Source organism: Serratia sp. NA_112.1 (genome assembly GCF_052691715.1).
On sequence record NZ_JBQZFO010000003.1, the window covers coordinates 398481 to 415699 of the forward strand.

Annotated in this window: 17 protein-coding genes and 3 tRNA genes; 9 read left to right on the forward strand and 11 right to left on the reverse strand. The window is 53.5% G+C overall.

Annotated elements, in window-relative coordinates; translation table 11 throughout:
- Positions 1–33: 33 nt before the first annotated feature.
- From sufC to ACUTQ5_RS09765, 5 genes are all read left to right on the forward strand, one after another.
- Positions 34–780 carry a Fe-S cluster assembly ATPase SufC gene (sufC, locus tag ACUTQ5_RS09745; protein ID WP_115184789.1) on the forward strand — a complete coding sequence of 249 codons (747 nt, stop codon included), beginning with the start codon at positions 34–36 and terminating at the stop codon, positions 778–780.
- Positions 755–2041: a Fe-S cluster assembly protein SufD gene (gene sufD, locus ACUTQ5_RS09750; protein WP_445651082.1), complete on the forward strand. Its 1287-nt coding sequence runs from the start codon at positions 755–757 to the stop codon at positions 2039–2041. Before sufC ends, sufD begins: the two co-directional genes overlap by 26 nt.
- Complete coding sequence (gene sufS / locus ACUTQ5_RS09755) at positions 2038–3258, forward strand: cysteine desulfurase SufS (RefSeq protein ID WP_445651083.1); 1221 nt, start codon at positions 2038–2040, stop codon at positions 3256–3258. Before sufD ends, sufS begins: the two co-directional genes overlap by 4 nt.
- A gap of 95 nt (positions 3259–3353) precedes the next feature.
- A complete protein-coding gene (sufE, locus tag ACUTQ5_RS09760; RefSeq protein ID WP_445651084.1) occupies positions 3354–3767 on the forward strand; it encodes a cysteine desulfuration protein SufE in 414 nt (137 codons plus the stop codon).
- A 294-nt stretch (positions 3768–4061) separates the two neighbouring features.
- Positions 4062–5075, forward strand: coding sequence for a L,D-transpeptidase family protein (locus ACUTQ5_RS09765; RefSeq protein ID WP_445651085.1), 1014 nt, complete (start codon positions 4062–4064; stop codon positions 5073–5075).
- A 147-nt stretch (positions 5076–5222) separates the two neighbouring features.
- Here the strand turns inward: ACUTQ5_RS09765 and ACUTQ5_RS09770 are convergent, their stop codons facing one another.
- The 7 genes from ACUTQ5_RS09770 to ACUTQ5_RS09800 all read right to left on the reverse strand — a co-directional run bounded on the left by ACUTQ5_RS09770 (position 5223) and on the right by ACUTQ5_RS09800 (position 9869).
- Positions 5223–5459, reverse strand: coding sequence for a major outer membrane lipoprotein (locus tag ACUTQ5_RS09770; protein ID WP_005165631.1), 237 nt, complete (start codon positions 5457–5459; stop codon positions 5223–5225).
- 307 nt (positions 5460–5766) lie between these two features.
- Positions 5767–7179 carry a pyruvate kinase PykF gene (pykF, locus tag ACUTQ5_RS09775; RefSeq protein ID WP_445651086.1) on the reverse strand — a complete coding sequence of 471 codons (1413 nt, stop codon included), beginning with the start codon at positions 7177–7179 and terminating at the stop codon, positions 5767–5769.
- 401 nt (positions 7180–7580) lie between these two features.
- Entirely contained in the window at positions 7581–7886 is a 306-nt protein-coding gene (locus ACUTQ5_RS09780; protein ID WP_445651087.1) for a cupin, read from the reverse strand.
- A gap of 140 nt (positions 7887–8026) precedes the next feature.
- A tRNA-Val gene (locus ACUTQ5_RS09785) sits at positions 8027–8103 on the reverse strand.
- Between the two features lie 21 nt (positions 8104–8124).
- Positions 8125–8201 (reverse strand) — tRNA-Val (locus tag ACUTQ5_RS09790).
- Between the two features lie 21 nt (positions 8202–8222).
- A tRNA-Val gene (locus tag ACUTQ5_RS09795) sits at positions 8223–8299 on the reverse strand.
- A 193-nt stretch (positions 8300–8492) separates the two neighbouring features.
- Positions 8493–9869 carry an MATE family efflux transporter gene (locus tag ACUTQ5_RS09800; protein WP_445651088.1) on the reverse strand — a complete coding sequence of 459 codons (1377 nt, stop codon included), beginning with the start codon at positions 9867–9869 and terminating at the stop codon, positions 8493–8495.
- 242 nt (positions 9870–10111) lie between these two features.
- Here ACUTQ5_RS09800 and ACUTQ5_RS09805 point away from each other — a divergent pair, with 242 nt between their 5' ends.
- Together ACUTQ5_RS09805 and ACUTQ5_RS09810 are read left to right on the forward strand one after the other, a co-directional pair.
- Positions 10112–10762: a riboflavin synthase subunit alpha gene (locus tag ACUTQ5_RS09805; RefSeq protein WP_135316347.1), complete on the forward strand. Its 651-nt coding sequence runs from the start codon at positions 10112–10114 to the stop codon at positions 10760–10762.
- Positions 10763–10791: 29 nt separating this feature from the next.
- Positions 10792–11088: an I78 family peptidase inhibitor gene (locus ACUTQ5_RS09810; protein ID WP_174352494.1), complete on the forward strand. Its 297-nt coding sequence runs from the start codon at positions 10792–10794 to the stop codon at positions 11086–11088.
- Positions 11089–11245: 157 nt separating this feature from the next.
- Here ACUTQ5_RS09810 and cfa read toward each other — a convergent pair whose 3' ends face one another.
- Positions 11246–12397 (reverse strand): cyclopropane fatty acyl phospholipid synthase, encoded by a 1152-nt coding sequence (gene cfa, locus ACUTQ5_RS09815; RefSeq protein WP_445651089.1) that lies wholly within the window; start codon positions 12395–12397, stop codon positions 11246–11248.
- Positions 12398–12737: 340 nt separating this feature from the next.
- Positions 12738–13946: a purine nucleoside transporter PunC gene (gene punC, locus ACUTQ5_RS09820; protein WP_445651090.1), complete on the reverse strand. Its 1209-nt coding sequence runs from the start codon at positions 13944–13946 to the stop codon at positions 12738–12740.
- A 123-nt stretch (positions 13947–14069) separates the two neighbouring features.
- Here punC and punR point away from each other — a divergent pair, with 123 nt between their 5' ends.
- Positions 14070–15014: a DNA-binding transcriptional activator PunR gene (punR, locus tag ACUTQ5_RS09825; protein WP_445651091.1), complete on the forward strand. Its 945-nt coding sequence runs from the start codon at positions 14070–14072 to the stop codon at positions 15012–15014.
- Here the strand turns inward: punR and purR are convergent.
- On the reverse strand, positions 15011–16036 hold the full coding sequence (gene purR, locus ACUTQ5_RS09830) for an HTH-type transcriptional repressor PurR (protein ID WP_135316351.1): 1026 nt from the start codon (positions 16034–16036) through the stop codon (positions 15011–15013). The genes punR and purR overlap by 4 nt on opposite strands.
- Before the next feature lie 323 nt (positions 16037–16359).
- Between purR and cydH the strand changes: the two genes are divergently transcribed.
- Positions 16360–16449: a cytochrome bd-I oxidase subunit CydH gene (gene cydH, locus ACUTQ5_RS09835; RefSeq protein ID WP_004943739.1), complete on the forward strand. Its 90-nt coding sequence runs from the start codon at positions 16360–16362 to the stop codon at positions 16447–16449.
- A gap of 53 nt (positions 16450–16502) precedes the next feature.
- Here the strand turns inward: cydH and sodB are convergent, their stop codons facing one another.
- Positions 16503–17081 carry a superoxide dismutase [Fe] gene (gene sodB, locus ACUTQ5_RS09840; protein ID WP_445651092.1) on the reverse strand — a complete coding sequence of 193 codons (579 nt, stop codon included), beginning with the start codon at positions 17079–17081 and terminating at the stop codon, positions 16503–16505.
- Positions 17082–17219 lie beyond the last annotated feature (138 nt).

Consider the following 17219-nt stretch of genomic DNA (forward strand, 5'->3'; position numbering starts at 1 on the left):
TTACAGCGCGAAAGCGCGACCTAAGGACACTGCATGTTAAGTATCAAAAATTTAAAAGTCAGCGCGGAAGGCAACGAGATCCTCAAGGGCCTGGATCTGGAAATCAAACCGGGTGAAGTGCATGCCATCATGGGGCCGAACGGCTCGGGCAAAAGCACGCTTTCTGCGACCCTGGCCGGGCGCGAAGAGTACGAAGTGACCGCGGGTGAAGTGACCTTCAAAGGCAAGGACCTGCTTGAACTGGCACCGGAAGACCGTGCCGGTGAAGGAGTGTTCCTGGCGTTTCAGTATCCGGTGGAGATCCCCGGCGTCAGCAATCATTTCTTCCTGCAGACCTCGGTTAATGCGGTGCGTAAATATCGCGAGCAGGAGCCGCTCGATCGCTTCGATTTCGCTGATTTTATCGAAGAAAAAATCGAGCTGTTGAATATGCCGCCCGATCTGCTGACCCGTTCGGTTAACGTCGGCTTCTCCGGTGGCGAGAAAAAGCGCAATGACATCCTGCAGATGGCCGCGCTGGAACCGGACCTGTGCATTCTGGATGAAACCGACTCCGGTTTGGATATCGATGCGCTGAAAATTGTCGCCAACGGCGTTAACTCACTGCGGGACGGCAAGCGCTCGTTCATTATCGTCACGCACTACCAGCGCATTCTGGACTACATCAAACCGGATTACGTTCATGTTCTTTCTCAGGGGCGCATCGTCAAATCCGGCGATTTTACTCTGGTGAAACAGTTGGAGGAGCAGGGCTATGGCTGGCTTACCGACGAACAATAATTCGCGCGCGCTGCAGCAACTCTACAGTCTGTTTGAAGCCCGCGGCGGCGAGCATTCCGCCCATGCGCTGGCACACTGGCAACAGGCTTTGCGACTGGGCTGGCCGACCCGCAAGCATGAAAACTGGAAATACACCCCGCTGGAAGGCTTGCTGGCGCAACAGTTTCTTGAGCCGCAACTCGAGTCGATCACTGCCGCTCAGCGGGATGCATTGGCGCTGGATATCGACGCTTACCGTCTGGTGTTTATCGACGGGCGCTTCAGCGTGGCATTGAGCGACAGTGAACTGGGCGATTACCAGTTTGAGGTGGCTCCTTACGGCACGCTACAGGCCTTGCCGGAGCCGATCCAGGCTGAAATCTTCCTGCATCTGACCGAAAGCCTGGCGCAGGAAACTAGCATTATCCGCGTGGCGGCCGGCAAAATTGCAGAGCGGCCGCTGTATCTGCTGCATATCAGCAGCGGACGCGGCGCTGAAGGTGAAGTGAATACCGTCCATCACCGCCATCATCTTGAGATTGCGCGTAATGCGCAGGCTGAGGTGATCGAGCATTACGTCAGCCTTAACGACGCTGCGCATTTCACTGGCGCACGCCTGACCGCTAACGTGGGTGACAATGCTCAACTGCAGCACTGCAAACTGGCATTTGAAAGTCAGCCGAGTTACCACTTTGCCCATAACGATCTGGTGATTGGCCGCGACGCACGGGTGAAGAGCGACAGTTTCCTGCTCGGGGCGGGGCTGACGCGGCATAATACCAGCGCGCAGCTCAACGGTGAAGGCTCCAACCTGACGATCAACAGCCTGGTGTTGCCGGTCGGTAAAGAGGTCTGCGATACCCGCACTTACCTGGAGCACAACAAGGGTTACTGCGAGAGCCGCCAACTGCACAAAGTGGTGGTCAGCGATCGCGCCAAAGCGGTGTTTAACGGCATGATTAAAGTGGCCAAACACGCGATTAAAACCGATGGTCAGATGACCAACCACAACCTGCTGCTCGGCAAGGTGGCGGAGGTGGATACCAAGCCGCAACTGGAAATCTACGCTGACGACGTGAAGTGCAGTCACGGCGCGACCGTCGGGCGCATCGATGAAGAGCAGCTGTTTTATCTGCAATCGCGTGGGATCGACAAGCATGCGGCGCAGCAGATGATCATCTTTGCCTTTGCCGCGGAGCTGACCGAGGGGATTGGCAATGACACCATCCGTGAATCGGTGCTGGCACGGATTGCGCAGCGCCTGCCGGGGGAGGCTGCATGAGTTTTCCAATTGAACGGGTACGCAGTGAATTTCCGCTGTTGGCACGCGAGGTCAATGGCCAGCCGCTGGCTTACCTCGACAGCGCAGCCAGCGCGCAGAAACCGCAGGCAGTTATCGATCGCGAGCTGGATTTTTACCGTCATGGCTACGCGGCGGTACACCGGGGCATCCATACGTTAAGCGCCGAAGCGACGCAGGAAATGGAAGCGGTGCGTGAAAAGGTGGCGGCGTTTATCAATGCCGGCTCGGCGGAAGAGATTGTATTCGTCAAGGGCACCACCGAAGGCATCAATCTGGTAGCTAACAGTTTTGGCCGCCACTTTTTGCAGCCCGGTGACAGCATTATCATCACCGAGATGGAACACCACGCCAATATCGTACCCTGGCAGATGCTGGCGCAGGAACGCGGGTTGAACCTGCGCGTCTGGCCACTACAGCAAGATGGCACTCTGGATTTGGCTCAGTTGCCGGGCTTGATCGACGCGTCCACCAAACTATTGGCGCTAACCCAGATGTCCAACGTGTTGGGCACGGTGAACCCGGTGCAGGAAATAACGGCACAGGCAAAAGCGGCGGGCCTGAAGGTACTGATCGACGGTGCACAGGCGGTGATGCACCAGCGGGTGGATGTTCAGGCGCTGGATTGCGATTTCTACGTGTTCTCCGGGCATAAGCTGTATGGGCCTTCCGGCATCGGTATTCTTTACGGTCGTCAGGCGCTGTTGCAGCAAATGCCTCCCTGGGAAGGGGGCGGGTCGATGATCCAACAGGTCAGCCTGACGGCAGGAACTACCTACGTCGAGCCACCGTGGCGCTTTGAGGCCGGTTCACCCAACACAGCCGGTATGATGGGGTTGGGGGCGGCAATTGACTATGTGAATGCGCTGGGGCTGGAGGCGATTGGTGACTACGAGCAGTCGCTGATGCGTTACGCGCTGGAGGCTCTGCAACAGGTACCCCGGCTTAAAATCTACGGCCCGACAGAGCGTGCCGGCGTGATCGCCTTTAACCTGGGTGAGCACCACGCCTTTGACGTCGGCAGTTTCCTGGACCAGTACGGCATTGCCATTCGTACCGGACACCATTGCGCGATGCCGCTGATGGCGTTCTATAATGTGCCGAGCATGTGCCGCGCTTCGTTGGCGTTATATAATACGCGCGATGAAGTAGACCGGCTGGTGGCCGGGTTACAGCGCATCCAAAAACTGTTGGGATAGGACAGACCGGGGCTTAATCCCTCCGGGTGAATCAATACCTGTAGTCAGTGACATGGGGTCGGCATGCCGGCCCCTGAATGATTGAAAGGATCCTCATGGCGAATTTGCCGGACAAAGATAAGTTAGTGCGTAATTTCTCCCGCTGTCTGAATTGGGAAGATAAGTACCTGTATGTCATTGAGCTGGGCGCCAAGCTGCCGGCGCTTGACGATACGGAACGTCAGGCGGGCAATCTGATTTCCGGCTGTCAGAGCCAGGTATGGATTGTGATGCAGCTTGATGATCAAGGGCGTGTTGAATTCCATGGGGACAGTGATGCGGCCATCGTCAAAGGGTTGCTGGCCGTGGTGTTTATCCTTTATCACCAGATGACGCCGCAGCAGGTTGTCGATCTGGATGTTCGCCCTTTCTTCGCCGAATTGGCGCTGAGCCAGCACCTGACGCCGTCACGCTCGCAAGGGTTAGAGGCTATGATCCGCGCTATCCGCAGTCAGGCTGCCAAATTCTGACATAGCGGTGAGACTCATTGATACGTTTCTGGTATTTCCTGTGTCAATGAGTCTTTACAAACCCTCAACACCTCGTTCGTTCGCCCCGCAAATCAGTGACATATCAGCAGCTTACCCCTTGACGTTACATTGACAAATCCATAAAGCGATTACGTTATAACATGTTGATTTTTAGAGAACTTATTGCCTTTAACTGCAGCATTGCTAGTATTAATCAGGTCTTGTCTGATTTACCCGCCACCAAGTGCCCGTTAGCCTTGTGGCCGAACCGTAATAAGCATAATAGGGATGATAATGAAACGTGCGTTGAGTTTAATGGGCATGTTATTTGCCACCGTACTGACCGGCACCCAGGCCGCCAGTGCGAGCGAATACCCGCTGCCGCCGCCGGACAGCCGTCTGATTGGCGAGAACACCACCTATACTGTACCCAATGATGGCCGCCCGCTGGAGGCGATTGCCGCTGACTATAAAATTGGTTTGCTGGGCATGCTGGAGGCCAATCCGGGCACAGATCCCTTCCTGCCCAAGCCAGGTTCGGTATTAACTATCCCGACCCAGATGCTGTTGCCGGATACCAAGCGTGAGGGGATCGTGGTCAACCTGGCCGAACTGCGTCTGTACTACTATCCGAAAGGCGAAAATAAAGTGATTGTTTACCCTATCGGTATCGGCCAGACGGGGATGCACACGCCGTTGGAGGTGACCTCTGTCAGCCAAAAAATCCCGAACCCGACCTGGACGCCGACGGCCAATATCCGTAAACGCTACCTGGAAAAAGGGGTGAAACTGCCAGCCGTCGTACCGGCCGGGCCTGAAAATCCAATGGGCCTGTTTGCCCTGCGTCTGGCCATGGGGCACGGTGAATACCTGATCCACGGCACCAACGCCAACTTTGGTATCGGCATGCGCGTCAGCTCCGGCTGTATCCGCCTGCGCCCAACGGATATCGAAGCGTTGTTTAATATGGTTCCACGTGGCACCCGCGTGCAGGTAATCAATGATCCGGTAAAAATCTCCGTTGAGCCGGACGGTAAGCGTTACGTAGAAGTTCATCAGCCACTGTCGAGAGTTGAAAGCGACGATCCGCAGACCATGCCGATCACGTTGTCGAAAACCGAGAAAGCTTTTGTCGGGGATGCGCAGACCGATAAGGCCGTGTTCGATAGTGCGGTTGTACGCCGCTCTGGCATGCCGGTACTGGTTAACCTGGGGCAGAACCCATCTGAGGTCAGCTTAACGCCTGTAGCCCCACAGGAAGCGAAAAAAGGCCTATTCAAGAGCGCGCCCATCAGTTCGGTGAATTAAAACGCGGTCTTAATGGATAATCCTGAGGGGTTCAGCGTGCTGGGCCCTTTTTTCGTCTGTCGACAGGGGGGCATGGGGAGTAGGGGGAAATTTGCAGACAAAAAAAACGGCGCACATTGTGCGCCGTTTTCAATAACCGAAGCTATCTTACTTTTTGTAAGCGTGTGCTTGGTTGTCCAGACGCTGGTTAGCACGTGCTGCGTCGTCTTTGGCTGCTTGAACGTCAGAACGGATTGCGTTCACGTCGTTGCTCAGCTGGTCAACTTTAGCGTTCAGAGTCTGAACGTCAGAAGACAGTTGATCGATTTTAGCATTGCTTGAACAGCCAGCCAGCATAGTGGAAGCCAGGATTACCGCGCCCAGTACCAGTTTAGTACGATTCATTATAACACCCTCTAGATTGAGTTAATCTCCATGTAGCGTTACAAGTATTACACAAACTTTTTTCGAAAGAGAATAATTTTTTTGGATTGGAGTGCTTTATTTTGATCGTTCGCTCAAACTTGCATCTTCTTTTGAGGAGTAGTTAAAAAATGTAGGGAAAACAGCCGGATTCCATGGGACAACTCCGATTTGTAATTAGCCAAATAATGAGCAATCCACGGTTGCGTTTTTGAGGAAACGGTTTACCAGTGCTAAAAAAACGCCGCTAAGCGGCGTTTTTGTCAAAATAATTATGTCACGTTTTATATTAAAGCACGTGAACCGAGGCAGTATTGGTAGTGCCGCTTGGTACCAGTGCACCAGAAACCATCACTACAACGTCGCCTTTTTGAGCTAAACCGCTGGCCAATGCCGCTTCTTTACCGATGCGATAGAAGTCGTCGGTAGAGGCAATTTCCTTGACCATTTGTGGGATCACGCCCTTGGCCAGAATAAGCTGATGAGCAGTGGTTTCGTTGGTGGTCAGGGCCAGGATCACGGCATTAGGGAAGTATTTACGCACGGACTTGGCTGATTTACCGCCGCTGGTAGCAACCACGATCAGTGGTGCGTCCAGTTTCTCTGCGGTTTCAACGGCACCGCGGCATACGGCTTCGGTGATGCGCAGCTTGCGGTTGTCATGCAGGCTGTCGATACGGCTAGGCATCACGCGATCGGTGCGCTCACAGATGGTCGCCATGATGGTAACGGCTTCCAACGGGTACTTGCCCTTGGCGCTCTCGCCAGACAGCATCACAGCGTCGGTACCGTCCAGAATGGCGTTAGCAACGTCGCCGGCTTCTGCGCGGGTAGGGCGTGGGTTCTTGATCATGGAATCGAGCATTTGGGTGGCGGTGATCACCACTTTACGTGCACGGTTACATTTTTCGATCATCATCTTCTGAGCGAAGATCACTTCTTCTACCGGGATTTCAACGCCCAGATCGCCACGAGCAACCATGATGCCGTCAGAAGCTTCGAGGATTTCGTCGAAGTTGTTCAGGCCTTCCTGGTTTTCAATTTTGGAGATGATTTGGATCTGCGCGCCGCCGTGGGCCTTCAGGTGCTCACGAATTTCCAGCACGTCAGAACGCTTGCGGATGAAGGAAGCGGCAACGAAGTCCACGCCCTGTTCGCAGCCGAAAATCAGGTCGCGCTTGTCTTTCTCGGCCAGTGCAGGCAGCTGGATGGAAACGCCCGGCAGGTTAACGCCTTTGTTTTCGCCCAGGTCGCCGCTGTTCAGTACCTTACAGACAACTTCGCTTTCGGTCACATTGGTGACTTCCATGCCAATCAGGCCGTCATCCACCAACACGGTGTTGCCGATTTTCAGATCTGCGCTAAAGCCCGCGTAGGTTACTGCAACGCGTTCGTTGTTGCCGATAACGCTCTGATCGGTGGTGAAAGTGAAGGTCTGACCGGCAACCAGCGCCGCGTCTTTGCCGCCTTCCAGTTTCATGGTGCGAATTTCCGGGCCTTTGGTATCCAACAGGATGCCGGCGTTCTGACCGGTTTTCGCCATCACGGCGCGCATATTCTTGATGCGGTTGCCGTGCTCTTCATAATCGCCGTGGGAGAAGTTAAGGCGCATTACGTTCATGCCCGCATTCAGCAGGTTGGTCAGCATTTCTTCCGATTCGGTTTTTGGACCGATGGTACAAACAATTTTGGTCTTTTTCATGACGGAGTTTTCTACAAGTTGTGATGGATAATAAAACGAATAAAACCAGCGGTCAGGCCACTGATAAGGGATTTGAGTCGTGCCTGATGGTGCAAAACACTGTTAAGGATAGGTGACCAGAGTCGAAATGGGGCGGAAAAATTCAGCCCGCGCCGGGATGCGGGGATGCTGCGCAACGTGATGAGATGAAAATGTGTTGTTATTGCGTTTTCGCAGATCAAGGGCTGAAACCATTCAACTGAAAGACGTTGCGCATTATAAAGGCATTGTTATGGGAAACAAAATAAAAAACCGATGCAAAACCTCGGTTCTGTCAAATCAGTAGTAAATATGGCGAAATGCAAACCCTTAGCCGGTGTTTGTTGCGCAAATAACCGCTTTATTAATGCAGGTATTATCGATCAGTTTGTGGTGACAATTTCCCATAGGGTGCCTGCCGCCAGACAGAAACAACCGCTGGCGGTGTTGGCAGGAATCATGATGCTTTCACCGGCTACCACCACCTGAATGTCATTGCCCAGAGTGAATTCGAACTCACCGGAAACCACCTGCGTTTGCAGAGCGAAATCGCGCTTTTGCAACTGGCCAAAGGTTCCGGCATCAAATTTCACTTCGGTGGCACGGGCGCCGTTGCTCATGATGCCTTGTCGACGGATGAGGCCGTTGTCGAGTTTTTCGAACGGGGTCTGGGCGGTAAATGTCAGCATGGATTCGGTCCTGATAAGGTATTCGCCTCGATGATACCTGATACGGCTTGCGGTGACAGGAGCAAAGCTACGGGATCGTACCGGCGAGTTAACGGTGGAGGGGCGCGAGTCGATAGGGTGAAACTGGGGAAACAATGATTTGGTGCGTCCGAGTGGACTCGAACCACCGACCCCCACCATGTCAAGGTGGTGCTCTAACCAACTGAGCTACGGACGCACTGCACTGCTTTTAGATATTTGGTGCGTCCGAGTGGACTCGAACCACCGACCCCCACCATGTCAAGGTGGTGCTCTAACCAACTGAGCTACGGACGCACTGTACTGCTTTTAGGAATTTGGTGCGTCCGAGTGGACTCGAACCACCGACCCCCACCATGTCAAGGTGGTGCTCTAACCAACTGAGCTACGGACGCATCTTTTCCTGTCTGTCATGGCTGACAGCGGGGACGAATATTAACGAGCAACCTGCGTGCTGGCAAGGAGAAAAACGCAATTTTATCCGGTATTTCACGTGATTGCTGCGCTTATGTGCAGTGCGGTGGTTTTTTCTGCAAATCAGGGTAAGGAAGCTGTCGACCGGTTTGACTTGCCGGTCGACAGCGACCCTTAGCGGGTGGATCGCTGCAGGATCAGTACCGCCGGTTGTTTTTGCAGCCAGCGCATGCGCATGGCCATCATGATGGCGGCGAAGGTCAGGCCAATGATAAAGCCAATCCAGAATCCGCTTGGCCCCATAGCCGGTACCAGGATATCGGTCAGCGCCAGCACATAACCGCTCGGCAGACCCAGGATCCAATAGGCTATAAAGGTGATGAAGAAGATTGAACGGGTATCTTTATAGCCACGCAGAATGCCGCTGCCGATCACCTGAATAGAGTCAGAAATCTGGTAAATGGCCGCCAGCAGCATCAGGTGCGAGGCCATGGCAACCACCGCCGGGCTGTCGTTATACAGCAGGGCAATTTGCTCACGGAAGGTGGCGGTAAACAGCGCGGTGCAGCAGGCCATGGCGATACCTACGGCAATAGCCGCATAGGCGGCTATTCGCGCACCTTCAACCGAGCCTTCACCCAACCTATAGCCGACGCGGATAGTTGCGCTGACACCCAGTGACAATGGCAATACAAACATCAGTGCGCTGAAGTTAAGTGCAATCTGGTGTCCGGCCACGGAAACAATACCCAGTGGCGACACCAGCAGGGCGACGATAGCGAACAGCGTGACCTCAAAGAACAGTGCCAGCGCCACCGGCAGACCAATGCCGAACAGGCGTTTCATCGCCGACCAGTCAGGCCGCAGGTTGCTGCCTTCGTGCGGCAGAATGTCGCGTTGGGAAGGGGTGCGTTTTACGTACCAGCGCATCGCCAGGAACATAAACCAGTAGACGCTGCCGGTTGCCACGCCGCAACCGATGCCGCCCAGTTCCGGCATACCGAATTTACCGTAGATGAAAATATAGTTAATCGGGATATTCACCAGCAGGCCGAGAAAGCCAATTACCATGCCCGGTTTGGTTTTCGACAGGCCTTCGCATTGGCCGCGCAGCACCTGGAAGAACAGATAGCCCGGCGCGCCCCACATAATGGCATGCAGATAGCCCACCGCCTTATCCGCCAACTGCGGGTCGATGTTGTGCATCATGTCGATGACAAACTTGCTGTTATACAGCACGATAATCACCAGCATTGAGACGGCGGCCGCCAGCCAAAAGCCCTGACGAACCTGATGAGCGATGCGATCGCGTCGGCCAGCGCCGTTCAGCTGTGCAATCACCGGCGTTAGTGCCAGCAGCAGGCCATGGCCGAACAGGATGGCCGGTAGCCAGATTGAAGTGCCGACGGCAACCGCTGCCATATCTGTGGCGCTGTAGGCACCGGCCATAATGGTATCAACCACGCCCATTGCGGTTTGTGATATTTGCGCGATGATCACCGGGATAGCGAGGGCCAATAAACTACGCGCTTCAATTAAGTACTTCTGCACGCACACACCTTTTCTATTTATTTATGATGGAGGGAAGGGTCGTCGTGAAAGGACAACAATTAAAAATAGCGGAATTTTCTCAAAAAGATTGTACCCGCTCGGCGGGGTTAAGCAAATGCTGTGATGAAATAGTTATTAAATGCGCAACTGCAGATTTTTTGTCGCCTCGGGTTTGGTTTTCATCGTCAACTGGGGCAAACTGCCCCAAGCGCTTTAAACATTTTTAGAAAGAAGAGGCCTACATGTTCACCGGTATCGTACAAGGCACCGCGCCGCTGGTCGCCATTGATGAAAAATCCAACTTCCGTACTCACGTCATCGAGATGCCCACTGAACTGCTGCCCGGGCTGGAGCTTGGTGCGTCGGTGTCTCATAACGGTTGCTGCCTGACCGTCACCGCGGTAGAGGGCAACCGCGTCAGTTTTGACTTGATCAAAGAAACGCTGCGCCTGACCAACCTCGGTGAGCTGGCGTTGGGCGACGTGGTCAACATCGAAAGAGCGGCCAAATTTAATGATGAAATTGGCGGTCACCTGATGTCCGGCCATATTATCTGCACGGCAGAGGTTGCCAAGATTTATACCTCTGAGAATAATCGTCAGATATGGCTGCGCATGCCGGACGCGGAACTGATGAAATACGTTCTGCACAAAGGCTTCATTGGCATCGATGGTATTAGTCTGACCATCGGTGAAGTAGTGAATAACCGTTTTTGCGTACATTTGATCCCGGAAACCCTGGAGCGCACCACGCTGGGCAAAAAACGCTTGGGGGATAAGGTGAATATTGAGATCGATCCACAAACGCAGGCGGTGGTTGACACTGTCGAGCGGGTGTTGGCGAGCCGTGAAGCGGCAATGGCGGCGGCGAGTGCGCTGGCGCAGAAGATCTGACGAACGACAAACCAGAGAGGAGCTATCGCGTGAAGTTTTATGGGAAAACGTTGATGTTAACGGCGCTGTTGGCGCTGAGTGCTTGTAGCAGCTCGCCGGAACAGGGTACGGCCAACACAGCGGCGGATGCAGAGAACGATACCTGCGGCGCGGCGCAATATCAGAATTATGTCGGCAAACCGATGTCAGCGCTGGAAGGCGTGCAGATTGAGTCGCAAGTGCGCGCTATACCGTATAACTCTGCGGTCACGATGGACTTTAACCTGCGCCGGCTGAATTTCCTCGGCGATAGTGATGATAAAATCATCCGGGTGTATTGCGGCTGATATACCCGTCGTCTTTTAAGTTGCAGCGTTCAAATCGGCTCCCGGCAGATTTGTCACCCCCAGTTACTTACTCAAGTAAGCGCCTGGGGGTGAGCGAGCTGGGCGCCTAGCTGCAACTCGAAATCCATAGGGTATAGTCGTTTACGCTGCAGGATAATTAACGTGTTACGCGAATACCGCCGTCGACCCCTTTAGGGCTGAATACCACTTGCCACAGTTGAATATCACGTGCGCGGAAGGCTCCAGCGCAGGCGTTCAGATAATAGCTGAACATGCGTTCGAAACGATCCGAATAACGCTGGGCAAGCAGTGGCCACGCCTGTTTGAAGCGTTCGTACCAGGCCATCAGGGTGCGATCATAATCGGTGCCAATATTATGCCAATCTTCCATCACGAAATGCCCCTCACTGGCCTGGGCAATATGCGAGACCGACGGCAGGCAGCCATTCGGGAAGATATATTTGTTGATCCACGGGTCAACATTCATATCTGTCCGATTCGAGCCAATGGTGTGCAGCAGGAACAGACCGTCCGGTTTTAAATTACGCTCCACCACTTTAAAATAGGTGTGGTAATTTTTCGGACCGACGTGTTCGAACATGCCGACAGAAACAATACGGTCAAACTGCAGGTGTAAATCGCGGTAGTCTTGCAATCGGATTTCAACGTCCAGTCCGACGCAGTGCTCCTGTGCCAGTTTTTGCTGTTCGGCGGAAATGGTCACGCCCACCACCGAAACACCATAGTTTTTCGCCGCATAGGCGGAAAGCCCGCCCCAGCCACAACCAATATCCAGCAGGCTCATGCCCGGCTGCAGCTGCAGTTTCTCGCAAATCATCCGCAGCTTGGCTTCTTGCGCTTCTTCCAGCGTAGTGGCTTCTTTCCAGTAGGCGCAGGAATATTGCATATGCGGATCGAGCATCTGCGTAAACAGATCGTTCCCCAGATCGTAATGTTCTTTACCGACTATCCAGGCGCGTTTCTTCGATTGCAAATTGGTGAGTCGCGCGGCGGCAATACGCAGGGTATCTTTTAAATGGCGGGGGAGTTTCTTTTCCAGCCCGGCACGGACCACGTGTTGAAAGAATATATCCAGCCGTTCACATTCCCACCAGCCGTCCATATAGCTTTCGCCCAGGCCAAGAGAACCTTCCTGCAGCACGCGTTTAAAAAAATCGGGATTTTTAACCTGAATATCGAAAGGGCGTGAGCCGTTTATTTCAATACCGGCCATGCTGAGCATTTCATTAGCGATGCGATACCATTGGTTGTCCTGGATGCTCACATCTTCTATACACGATGAACTCATAGCTTCTCCATCACTTTCTTCTGACTTATGACCCGCCAAAAAATAGCTTAGACAAATTCTGCGGGTGCATACGTTTATCTACGGCAAAAAGTTCCGTGGTGCCTGATATCCGACTATGAACAGAGGAAAATTTTAAGAAGGTTCCTGCGCAAGAAACGCTGGAAAGACAATCCTTAAAAAAGTGTGACGCCATTCGCGTACACAACAGCAATTTGTGATAAAGAAATTATAAAGGTGTTATTTTAAAAGGTCGTTTTGAGTATAGGCTTGCCGAGACGCTTACTCAACTGTAAATCGCACTCGGCAAAAATATTGTTTAAGTGATTATTAATACATACAATTATGACGCTGAGTTAGCATGTTCCTGCCGCGTCGCCTGCTGTTCATCCATCACTTTTCCCCGTTGCAGCATATAGCCCAATGCGGCTAATACTACCATAGAAACCATCACCGTCACCGTTGCCAACAACGGCTGGCTGATAAAGGCCGATACCAGCATGCTGGCGACAAAACACAGGCCCAACTGCAGGGTATTTTGCAGCGCTGCGGCTTTGCCTGTGCCTGCCGGGAACGGGGTTAACGCATTTGCCACTACGATTGGGTAGGTGGCACCGTTGGCCAGCGCCATCACGCAGAACGGGAGCAGCAGCGTGGTAAGCGTGGGTTCGGTCAGCGTGGCAACCAGATATAACGTCACCATACTGATGCCATAAGCTACCAGCAGCCACGGCAGTAAGGTGTTGCCATTAATGCGATTTAACGCGGTGCGGCAGCCATAACCCCCTAACAGGAAGGCCAGGGTCTGTGGCACATAACTCAGGCCGATATCATTTGGGCTGTACCCCATATCGCCAAGAATAAAGGGTGAACCGGTCAGCCAGGCGAAGAAGCCGGCGGAGCAGGCGGCAAAGATGATAACGCTGCCGCTGAATACCGGAGATTTCAGTAGTTGCCAGAAGGTCAGGGCGTTTTTATTTTCTGCGGAAGGCAAAGATTTGGCGTTTTCTTTCAACAGCAGAGTCGGTAGCAAGAGAATGACGGTAATGCCCAGCAGCACGGCGAAAATGGCACGCCAGCCCATGTGGTTCAGTAGCCAGGCACCGACCAGTGGCGCCAGAGCCGGTGAGAGGGCTACCAGCGGCATAATGGTGGCGAATACGCGGTTTGCCTTGCCTTCACGGTAGCGGTCGATCACCAGTGCCTGCCAAGTGACGGCGGCGGAACAGACGCCAATCGCCTGGATAAACCGCAGTGACCACAGTTGAACGGCATTTTGTACCCACAGCATGCCCAGGCATCCCAGCGCAAATAGCGCCAGGCCAATCAGCAATACCGGTTTACGGCCAAGACGGTCGGAAAGCGGACCCCATAGCAGTTGAGCAAAGGCAAAGCCGGCCAGGAAGATACTGAGGCTGGCACTGATCGCCCCGGCGGAAATTTGCAGATCTTGCTGCATTACACCAAAGGCGGGCAGGTACATGTCGGTGGCCAGGTAACCCAGCATACTCAGGCCGGCAAGGTAGAACATAAAACCAAAGGAATTTCTCATGGTATTTCTCGTTAATATTTTAATGTCGCAGGTTTTTAGCGCCGGCAAGTGTATCCGGCTGGATCTCTGCTTGTGAAACGGTAATATTTGCGAAGTGCTGTTAAAAAAATTGAAGGCAAGATTGTGTGGTCTGAATATTCTCTCGATGTGGTAGATGCGGTCGCCCGCACAGGTAGTTTCAGCGCAGCGGCGCAGGAACTGCACCGAGTGCCCTCGGCGGTCAGTTATACCGTGCGGCAATTGGAACAATGGCTGGCAGTTCCGCTGTTTGAACGGCGGCATCGTGACGTGGAACTGACCCCGGCCGGCGTGGTATTTGTGCAGGAAGCGCGCAGTGTCATCAAAAAAATGCTCGACACTCGCCGCCAGTGCCAGCAGGTGGCTAACGGTTGGCGTGGTCAACTAAAAATTGCGGTAGACATCATTGTTAAACCCCAGCGTTGTCGCCAACTGGTGCTGGATTTTTATCGCCATTTTCCCGACGTAGAACTTTTGGTTCAACTGGAAGTGTTTAACGGCGTCTGGGATGCGCTGGTGGACGGACGTGCTGATATGGCGATTGGGGCGACGCGTGCGGTGCCGGTCGGCGGCGGCTTTGCCTTTCGCGATATGGGCGACATGCGCTGGCTGTGTGTGGTCAGTCCGCAACATCCGCTGGCGGCGTTGGACGGCCTGTTGAATGATGATCAACTGCGGCCTTTCCCGTCCCTGTGTCTGGAAGATACCTCGCGTAATCTGCCCAAGCGGGTCACCTGGACACTGGATAACCAACGGCGGCTGGTGGTGCCGGACTGGGCCTCGGCGCTGGACTGTCTGTGTGCCGGCCTATGCGTTGGCATGATGCCGGCGCATCAGGCCTTGCCATTGGTGCAGCGTGGGGAACTGGTAGCGTTGCAGCTGCAGCAGCCGTTTCCGGCCAGCCCCTGTTGCCTGACCTGGCAGCAGAATAGGCCATCACCGGCGATGGCCTGGCTGTTGGATTACCTGGGGGACAGTGAAACGCTGAATCAGGAATGGCTAAGCGAAGTGGTGCCGGAAGCCACAGCGGCTTCCGGCGATAGCAATTAGCGGCGGTAATCGATGAATGGGCCGTCAGCGACCGAACGGCGCTCAATCAGCTTTGGATGCACTTCAATCACCTGCGACTCTTCGCGCTTGCTGATTATACGGTCCAGCAACATGGTGAACGCCATCTCACCCAAACGCTCTTTGGGTTGATGAATGGTGGTCAGCGCCGGGGTGAAATAGCGGGCGTTACGCACGTTATCGTAGCCAATTACCGAAATGTCTTGTGGCACCCGCAGCCCAAGTTCGTCGGCGGCGCAGATCGCGCCCATCGCCATGATGTCGCCGCCGCAGAATACCGCGGTCGGCCGATGCTTCTGCGACAAGATCTGGTGCATGGCCTTGTAACCGGATTCCGGCTCAAAGTCGCCCTGAACAATCCACTCGTCGCGTACTTCGATATTGGCTTCTTCCATGGCTTTTAAAAAACCCTGATGGCGGCCGCCACCGGTATTGCGCGACAGTTGGCCTGGAATGGCACCGATATCGCGGTGACCGCGTTCAATCAGATAACGCCCGGCCAGATAGCCGCCTTCGAAGGCGTTATCAATAATGCTATCGGTAAAATCACCGCGGGCTGCGCCCCAGTCCATGACGACCATTGGAATATTGCGATAGTCTTCCAGCATACCCAGCAGTTGGTCTGGATATTCCGAACACATTACCAGCAGGCCATCGACACGTTTTTGTGCCAGCATCGCCAGATAGGCCCGCTGTTTGTCCAGATTGTTGTGCGAGTTGCACAAAATCAGCGTATAGCCTTTGCTGTAGCAGCTGTTTTCTACCGCCTCGATTACTTCGGCAAAGTAGGGGGCTTCGCTGGAGGTGGCCAGCAGGCCAATCGATTTGGTGTGATTGACCTTCAGGCTGCGCGCTACGGCGCTGGGTGAGTAATGCAGCTCTTTAATCGCAGCGCCAACGGCCGCTTTAGTCTCTTCGGCGACGAAACGAGTCTTATTGATGACGTGCGAAACGGTGGTGGTGGAAACGCCAGCGCGTTTGGCCACATCTTTAATCGTTGCCATGTAAAGAATGACTCCTGAACTCACATGTTGCAGTATGTAAGTATGATGTTAATCGTTTGCCTGCGTAGATCCTTCTCCAAAGAAGCGAAAACTGAGTTTTTAGTGTGTTGAAGTCGTCAGCGCTTGGTCAGGAGGGGCATTTTGCCGGTACACAGTTGTGAACTGCGAATTTTGTCCCATATTGAGCCAAAGTGGAAGAGGTAATCGGTATAATAAACCGGGAAATGATAACAAGATTTTATTGTTTAACTGTGTGAAAATGGTTTGACGCATTAATTGTGTGCCTTTTACCCTTGGGCAACCCAATCTGAAAAGGAGTTGTAATGGATACCGATCTGAAAATGTCACTGTTCACCACCGTTTGTGCGCTGGCCGTGATTATTGCTTTCAGCTTCACCGCTGCTTTGAACTGATCCCCTCAAGTAAAACAGGCGCAGCTCGCTGCGCCTGATTGTTTTTCCCCGCGTTACGCCAGGTTCTTTTCCACAAATGCCCAGTTAACCAGTGACCAGAAATTTTCCAGGTAGGCAGGTCGCGCGTTGCGGTAATCGATGTAGTAAGCGTGTTCCCAAACGTCGACGGTCAGCAGTGGTTTATCATCACCGGTCAGCGGTGTCGCCGCGTTCGAGGTGTTAACAATAGCCAGCGAACTCTCTGGCGTTTTCACCAGCCAGGTCCAGCCTGCGCCAAAGTTTTTCACTGCGGCGTCGCTGAATTGCTGCTTAAAGGCGGCGAAAGAACCAAATGCCTGATTTATTGCCTCAGCCAGTTTACCTTCAGGCTCACCGCCGCCCTGTGGCGACAGACAGTGCCAATAGAAAGTGTGGTTCCATATCTGGGCTGCATTGTTGAAGATGCCGCCGTCAGAGGCCTTAACGATTTCTTCCAGGGACAACCCTTCAAACTTACTGCCTTTCAGCAGATTGTTCAGGTTCACCACGTAGGCGTTGTGATGCTTGCCATAATGGTATTCCAGGGTTTCTGCGGAAATGTGCGGTTCGAGGGCGTTTTTTTCATAAGGTAATGCAGGAAGTTCAAACGACATTGCTTTCTCCTTGTACAGTGCCAGTCCACCGACGTAACAATGGGCGATAGATTGACCTGTTTTTATTGTGGGTATTTAGATTAGCAATTTTCGCGATGAAATACAGGGGAACGGGTAAGGGATTGAATACAACAATGA

What these genes read in the sequence shown, in the direction of transcription:
- sufC (WP_115184789.1), top strand. Translation starts at nt 34, where the DNA reads ATGTTAAGTATCAAAAATTTAAAAGTCAGCGCGGAAGGCAACGAGATC.
- sufD (WP_445651082.1), top strand. Translation starts at nt 755, where the DNA reads ATGGCTGGCTTACCGACGAACAATAATTCGCGCGCGCTGCAGCAACTC.
- sufS (WP_445651083.1), top strand. Translation starts at nt 2,038, where the DNA reads ATGAGTTTTCCAATTGAACGGGTACGCAGTGAATTTCCGCTGTTGGCA.
- sufE (WP_445651084.1), top strand. Translation starts at nt 3,354, where the DNA reads ATGGCGAATTTGCCGGACAAAGATAAGTTAGTGCGTAATTTCTCCCGC.
- ACUTQ5_RS09765 (WP_445651085.1), top strand. Translation starts at nt 4,062, where the DNA reads ATGAAACGTGCGTTGAGTTTAATGGGCATGTTATTTGCCACCGTACTG.
- ACUTQ5_RS09770 (WP_005165631.1), bottom strand. Translation starts at nt 5,459, where the DNA reads ATGAATCGTACTAAACTGGTACTGGGCGCGGTAATCCTGGCTTCCACT.
- pykF (WP_445651086.1), bottom strand. Translation starts at nt 7,179, where the DNA reads ATGAAAAAGACCAAAATTGTTTGTACCATCGGTCCAAAAACCGAATCG.
- ACUTQ5_RS09780 (WP_445651087.1), bottom strand. Translation starts at nt 7,886, where the DNA reads ATGCTGACATTTACCGCCCAGACCCCGTTCGAAAAACTCGACAACGGC.
- ACUTQ5_RS09805 (WP_135316347.1), top strand. Translation starts at nt 10,112, where the DNA reads ATGTTCACCGGTATCGTACAAGGCACCGCGCCGCTGGTCGCCATTGAT.
- cfa (WP_445651089.1), bottom strand. Translation starts at nt 12,397, where the DNA reads ATGAGTTCATCGTGTATAGAAGATGTGAGCATCCAGGACAACCAATGG.
- punC (WP_445651090.1), bottom strand. Translation starts at nt 13,946, where the DNA reads ATGAGAAATTCCTTTGGTTTTATGTTCTACCTTGCCGGCCTGAGTATG.
- purR (WP_135316351.1), bottom strand. Translation starts at nt 16,036, where the DNA reads ATGGCAACGATTAAAGATGTGGCCAAACGCGCTGGCGTTTCCACCACC.
- cydH (WP_004943739.1), top strand. Translation starts at nt 16,360, where the DNA reads ATGGATACCGATCTGAAAATGTCACTGTTCACCACCGTTTGTGCGCTG.
- sodB (WP_445651092.1), bottom strand. Translation starts at nt 17,081, where the DNA reads ATGTCGTTTGAACTTCCTGCATTACCTTATGAAAAAAACGCCCTCGAA.